This window comes from Patulibacter sp. NPDC049589, from assembly GCF_040675535.1.
In the GTDB taxonomy this organism is placed as follows: domain Bacteria; phylum Actinomycetota; class Thermoleophilia; order Solirubrobacterales; family Solirubrobacteraceae; genus Patulibacter.
Window position 1 is genome coordinate 24316 of record NZ_JBFAPC010000064.1, and the last position, 6558, is coordinate 30873.

Consider the following 6558-nt stretch of genomic DNA (forward strand, 5'->3'; position numbering starts at 1 on the left):
CTGCTCAGGACTAGGGAATTCCGATGATCAGAAGTGAGGACTTCCCCGCGATCGCCGCCACCGCGCCCGGGCGGCGCCGCTGGCGGCACCGACTCCCCCTGCGATCCCGCCTACCCCGCGACCCGCACCTTCCCCGCCGCGGCCGTCGCCCGCCCCCGCGCCTCGTCGACGTCCGCCCCGCGAGCCAACGCCACGCCGAGCCGGCGGCCCGGCCGCGCGTCCGGCTTGCCGAACAGCCGCACGTCGACGGACGGGTCGACCGCGAAGGCGTCGGCCACCCCGGAGTACCGCGGGGCGTCCAGGTCGGCGTCGCCGAGGATCACCGCGCTGGCGGCCGGGGCGATCAGGGGGACGCGGCCGTCGGCGTCGGTCGGGACGGGCAGGCCGAGGATCGCGCGGACGTGGAGGGCGAACTCCGAGGAGGCCTGGCTGGCCATCGTGACCATGCCCGTGTCGTGCGGTCGCGGCGAGACCTCGGAGAAGAGGACCTCGTCGCCGCGGACGAACAGCTCGACGCCGAACAGGCCCCAGCCGCCGAGGCCGTCGGTGACCGCGCGGGCGATCTCCTCGGCCCGGGCCGCCGCGGCGGCGCTCATCGGCTGCGGCTGCCACGACTCGCGGTAGTCGCCGTCCTCCTGCGTGTGGCCGATCGGCGCGCAGAACGCCGTGCCGCCCGCGTGGCGGACGGTCAGGAGCGTGATCTCGTAGTCGAAGGCGACGAAGCCCTCGCAGATCACCGCGGAGGCGCCGGTGCGGCCGGACTCCTGGGCGTACGTCCACGACCGGTCGGCGTCCTCGGGGCGGCGGATCACCGACTGGCCCTTGCCGCTGGAGGACATCACCGGCTTGACGACGCACGGGACGAACGTGCCCCCGTCGGCGGGCTGGAGCGCGGCGACGGCGTCGCGGAGCTCCTCGGCGGATGTGCAGAAGCGGTACGGGGACGTCGGCAGGCCGAGCTCCTCGGCCGCCAGCCGGCGGATGCCCTCGCGGTCCATCGTCAGGCGCGCCGCGCGGGCGGTCGGCACGACGTGGAGGCCCTCGGCCTCGAGCTCCTGCAGCACCGGGGTGGCGATCGCCTCGATCTCCGGGACGACGAGCAGCCGCGCGCAGGGGCGCTCCTGCTCCGCGCGCAGGAGCGCCCGCAGCGCGTCGGGGTCGGTCATCGCGATCGTGTGCGAGCGGTGGGCGACCTGCTGGGCCGGGGCACCGTCGTAGCGGTCCACGGCGACGACCTCGCAGCCCAGGCGCATCGCCTCGAGGGCGACCTCGCGGCCGAGCTCGCCGCTGCCGAGGAGCACCAACCGAACTGCCCCTGCGGTGCCGGGGGTGCCGAAGGGCGGGAGCGGGGCGGCGTCGGGCGCGGGCATCGCGCGGATGATGCCAGCCGATCGCCGCGCGCTCCCGTCGCCCGTCGGCCACGTTCGGCGGCACGCCGCCCGCCGACGCCATCACCAGGAAACCTTCCTCACGGGGCGCAACGCTGGTGTCCACGACCGTGGGACGCCGTCGACCATCGGTCCGCACCCTGCAAGAACCGTTGCAGGAGGGGTCCGGCGGTTGGCCGACTGGCCGGGCTCCCATAGCGTCGCGCCCTGCTCGACCTCCGTCGGGCCGTTTCGCTCGCCGCCGCCTGCCGCCCGGCACGAGTGCCCGCGCCTCCCCGCGCACGACATCCCGAGGTTCCATGACGCCGACTCCCCGCCGCCGACCCATGCTGCGCGCCGCAGCCGCCGCCGCCACCGGTGCGGCCGTGCTCGCCGTGGGCGCCGGGGCACCATCGTCGGGCTTCGCGGACGTCGCGTCGGACCGGGCGGCCGCCCAGTCCCTGCGCCAGAAGGTCGCGGCGGAGACCGCCCGCATCGAGGCGACGAGCGCCGGCCTGCGCACCGCCGAGCAGCGGCTCGCCACGCTGGACCAGACCGTCGCCAAGCGCCAGGGCCAGGTCCAGCGGACGCAGGACGACCTCGTCCGCGCCCGGGTCCGGATGGCGACGCTCGAGCGCAAGGCCGAGCAGGCCACCGACGTCCTCTCCTCCAACCTCGCCAACGCGTACGAGTCCGGCCAGCCCGACCTCGTCTCGGTCGTCCTGACCTCGCGCGGCTTCAACGACCTGCTCGAGCGGGTCGACTTCCTCAAGCGGGTGTCCGCCCACAACGGCCACATCCTCGACGAGACCCGCGACGCGAAGACCGCCGTCACGAAGCAGGCGGCCGACCTGAAGCAGATGCGCGTCCGCTTCAGCGCGCTCGCGAAGTCCGCCGTCGCCGACCGCGACCAGGCCGACGTCGTCCGCAACGCGATCCTGCGCCGCAAGCAGGCGCAGCTCGCCGCGCGCGCCGGCACCAGCAGCCAGCTCTCCCGCGTCCGCAGCCGGATCGCCCGGCTCGAGCGCGAGCAGGCCGCCGCCGCCCGCGCCGCCCGCGAGCAGGCCACGGCCACGCAGGCCGCCCCGCGCGCCGTCCCCTCCGCTCCCTCCTCCGGCGGCGGCGGTGGCTCCAGCGCCGCCCCGTCCAGCAACGACGGCAGCGCCGTCGCACGCGTGGTCTCGGCGGCCAACGAGATCGCCACCACCCCCTACGTGTGGGGCGGCGGCCACGGCGGCGCGAGCGGCGGCTACGACTGCTCCGGGTCCCTGAGCTACGCGCTGGCGGCCGGTGGCCTGCTCAGCTCGCCGCTGACCTCCGGCGGCTTCATGAGCTGGGGCGAGCCCGGCCCCGGCAAGCGGATCACCGTCTACGCCAACGGCGGCCACGCGTACATGGTCGTCGACGGCCGGCGCTACGACACCTCGGCGCTCAGCGGCGGCGGCACCCGCTGGACGACCGAGATGCGGAGCTCCGCCGGGTTCGTCGCTCGCCACCCGCCGGGCTACTAGCCGGACGGCTCCCCCGGCCGCCTCGGGCGGGGCGTCCGCCGGACGGCGGACGCCCCGCCGATCAGCCGGACCACAATCGGCTAACGGCGTTGCAACCCTCCGAACGGGGGGTTTCAGGACGATCGCCCGGAGATCCAGTGAATTGGACTTCTGTTTGACGGAGAAAACGGACATACTGGCCGTTCTTCCCGTCTCCGCCGTCCGGGTGCTCGCACCTGCAGGACGGCGCCAGGAACCCAAGTCCCCCGTCTCCGAAGGACCGACCGAGCCGATGCGCACCAGATCACCAGGAACCCTCTTCCGACTTCTCGCCGTCCTGTTCGCCGCCACCGCGGCGGCGATGGCGTTCTCCGGATCCGCGTCAGCGGCGGCCCCGGACAACGGCTGGACCTGCCGGGCGCAGTCGCTGCGCCTCGAGCTCGTCGGGCTCTCCCCGCTGGAGCCCGTCACGAACCTGATCAGCGCCGGCGCGGACGACCAGCCGTGCGCGACGCAGGCGAGCTCGCCGCTCGGCGGCCCGCTCCAGTCCGTGCTGGACATCCTCAAGCCGCTGGGCGTGAACCTCGGCGCTCTGGCGACCGACACCTCGATCGACGCCACCAAGCGCACCCGCGACCAGGAGCCGAAGGCCCACGCGAAGGTCGCGGGCCTCGACGTGAGCCTCCTCGGCATCGCATCGATCGTGAAGGTCGGCGCCGTCGAGTCGACGGCCACCGCCAAGTGCGTGGCCGGCCGGCCCCAGTACTCGTCGACCTTCGACGTCGGCGACGTCTTCGTCTTCGGCAACCGTGTCGCCCTCGACCTGACGACGCCCGTCACCGAGATCGCCGGTATCCTCGGGCCGCTCGGCCCGGTCGTGCGCCTGCTCCCCGGCGCCGTCAGCACCGACCAGTACGGCCACACCCGGAGCGCCCTGGAGGTCCAGGTGATCGCCGCCGCGGGCATCAAGGTGCTCGACATCTCGCTCGGCGTCAGCCGCGTGCTCGCCACCGGCACCGCCTGCGACCCGGCCGTCGCCCCGACGGTCGATGCGCCCATCGTCGACGGTCGCACGATCACCGCCGCGGCCACCGCGCCCAGCGGGCAGACGATCACGGCGTGCAGCTTCGCCGTGACGCCCGCCGGCGGCACCGCGAAGACCCTGTCCGGCGTCTACGACGCGGACGCCAAGTCCTGCAAGGCCACCCTGGCCCGCGGCGACTACCCGGCCGGCGACTACACCGCCACGGCCTCGGCCACGACGTCCGACACCGGCACGGCCACCAGCCCCCCGGCACCGTTCACCCTCGTCGCCCCGGCGGTCGGCACGCCCGCCGCGCTCAGCGGCCGCGACCTGTCCGTCCCGGTCACCCCGGGCTCCGGCGCGACCGTCGCGAGCTGTGAGATCACCGTAGGCCCGGCCGGCGGCACCACGACGAGCGTCCCGGCCACCTACGACGCCACCACCGGCCGCTGCAAGGCGACGCTGCCGAACGGCGCGTTCCCCGCCGGCGAGTACGAGGTCGTCACGAAGGTCACCGACTCCGCCGGCGACGACGCCACCGGCAAGAACACGATCACCACGGGCGGCCCCGCCGTCGGTGAGCCCGCGCTGGACGGCCGGAAGGTGACCGCGACGGTCGCCCCCGCCGGCACCACGACCATCGAGTCGTGCCGCTTCGCCGTCACCCCGAAGGCCGGTGGCGACACGAAGACCGTCGCCGGCACGTTCGCCGTGGGCGCCTGCACCGCCACGCTGCCGCGGGCGGACTTCCCGGCCGGCGAGTACGTGATCGTCGCGTCCGCCGTGGACTCCGGCGGCGACGCCGCCGAGCGCGCGGGGGCCGGCGTCATCGCGGGCCCGACCGTGGGCGACCCGACGCTCACCGGTCGCGACCTCTCCGTCCCGGTGACGCCGGGCTCCGGCGAGACCGTGACGGCCTGCAAGGTGACCGTCACGCCCGTCGGCGGCGGCACCGTCACCGCGCTGGACGCGACGTACGACGCCACCACCAAGGCGTGCGTCGCCGACCTGCCCACGGACCTGACCCCGGGCGCCTACACGGTCGACACCGAGGTCACGGACTCCGGCGGCGAGACCGGCACCGGCACCGGCCAGGTCACGCTGCACGGGCCGACCGTCGGCGTCCCGTCGATCGACGGCCGCACGGTCTCCGCCTCCGTCGCGCCCGAGAACGGCGCGACGGTCGCCACCTGCGAGTTCCGTCTGACGATCACGGGCGGCGCCGCGAAGACGGTCGCCGGCGTCATCGCGGGCGGTCGCTGCTCCGCCGCGCTCCCGTCCGGGGACTTCCCCGCCGGTGAGTACGCGATCGTCGTCGAGGCCAAGGACGCCGCGGGCAACGCGACGACGAACTCCGGCACCGGCCGCATCGCGGCCGACCCGGTGCTCGGCGAGGCCACCGTCGGCACGCCGACGATCGACGTCCGCGACGTCAGCGCCCCGGTCACGGTCCCCACCGGTGTGACCGCGACCGGCTGCGAGATCAGCCTGACGCCGAAGAGCGGCGGCGCCGCCCAGACGGTCACCGGCACGCTCGCGGGCGGCCGCTGCACGGCCACGCTGCCGCCGGCGACGTTCCCGCCCGGCACCTACGACGTGGTCGTCACGGTCACCGACGACGGCGGCCGCAAGGCCACCGGCTCGGGCACCGTGACGGTCGCGGGCCCGGAGGTCGGCACCCCGGTCGGCGTCGGCCCCGTCGTCGTCGTGCCGGTCAAGCCCGGCGCGGGCGCGACGGTCACCTCCTGCACGCTGACGGTCGCCCCCGCGGGCGGCGGCGCCGCCCTGCCGGTGTCCGGCACGTTCGATCCGCTCACGAGCACCTGTGTCGCGACGCTGCCCGCCGGGACGTACCCGTCCGGGCAGTACGACGTGACGGCGACGATCACCGACTCCAACGGCTCGAAGGCGACCGGCTCCGGCCGCGTCACCATCGCCCAGCCCGCGGCGGCGCCCACCCGGGTCGAGGCGGCGGCCGAGGTCGCGCAGAGCCTCCTGGCCTGCGACGGCGGCAAGCTCGCGATGATCGAGGCCCGCCTCGTCGGCGGTCGCGTCGCGCTCTCCGGCGTCGCGCTGAAGTCGCTGGCCGGCCGCACGATCGGCCTGCGCCTGTCGGCGAAGGGCATCAGCACGCGCACGGTCGCCACGACCAAGGTCAAGGCCGACGGCACGTTCGCGACGACCGCCAAGGCCCCGGCCGCGCGGCTCCGGAAGACGACGTCCCGTGCGAAGTACTACGCGGTCATCGATTCCACCCGGAGCGGATCGCTGCGCCTGACCCGGCGCACGATCGTGACCTCGGTCTCGCTGACGCCGGGGCGGATCAAGATCAGCGGCCGCGTCTCCTCGCCGCTGCCGAAGAAGGGCCAGGCCGTCGTCATCGGGCGCCGCGTCAGCTGCACGAGCTACCGCACGGTGGCCCGGGCGAAGACCGACTCCCGCGGGCGCTTCTCGGTGAGCTTCGCGGCTCCCAAGGACAAGGCCGCGGGCCTGTACCGGGCGCAGACGCGCGCGCCCTCCGTCCGCGGCGGCCGTCCGGTGAACCGGACGTACACGCTGCCGCGGATCGTCGTCCCGCGCTGAGCGACGGGCGCCGCCGGCCCCGGCCGACGGCGCCACGCGCTCCGAGGACCCGACGCCGTCGCGGGGCCGCCCCCCCCCGGGGGGGGCGGGCGGC

Annotated in this window: 3 protein-coding genes; 2 read left to right on the forward strand and 1 reads right to left on the reverse strand. The window is 75.4% G+C overall.

The window, feature by feature from the left end; translation table 11 throughout:
* Positions 1-110: 110 nt before the first annotated feature.
* Entirely contained in the window at positions 111-1370 is a 1260-nt protein-coding gene (purT, locus tag AB0L40_RS13750; RefSeq protein ID WP_364355105.1) for a formate-dependent phosphoribosylglycinamide formyltransferase, read from the reverse strand.
* 317 nt (positions 1371-1687) lie between these two features.
* Between purT and AB0L40_RS13755 the strand changes: the two genes are divergently transcribed.
* Both AB0L40_RS13755 and AB0L40_RS13760 read left to right on the forward strand, forming a co-directional pair.
* Positions 1688-2878 carry a hypothetical protein gene (locus AB0L40_RS13755; protein ID WP_364355108.1) on the forward strand — a complete coding sequence of 397 codons (1191 nt, stop codon included), beginning with the start codon at positions 1688-1690 and terminating at the stop codon, positions 2876-2878.
* A 271-nt stretch (positions 2879-3149) separates the two neighbouring features.
* A complete protein-coding gene (locus AB0L40_RS13760) occupies positions 3150-6464 on the forward strand; it encodes an Ig-like domain repeat protein (protein ID WP_364355111.1) in 3315 nt (1104 codons plus the stop codon).
* The last annotated feature ends 94 nt before the right edge of the window (positions 6465-6558 follow it).

Coding starts and splice junctions, on each gene's coding strand:
- purT (WP_364355105.1), bottom strand. CDS start 1,370: ATGCCCGCGCCCGACGCCGCCCCGCTCCCGCCCTTCGGCACCCCCGGC.
- AB0L40_RS13755 (WP_364355108.1), top strand. CDS start 1,688: ATGACGCCGACTCCCCGCCGCCGACCCATGCTGCGCGCCGCAGCCGCC.
- AB0L40_RS13760 (WP_364355111.1), top strand. CDS start 3,150: ATGCGCACCAGATCACCAGGAACCCTCTTCCGACTTCTCGCCGTCCTG.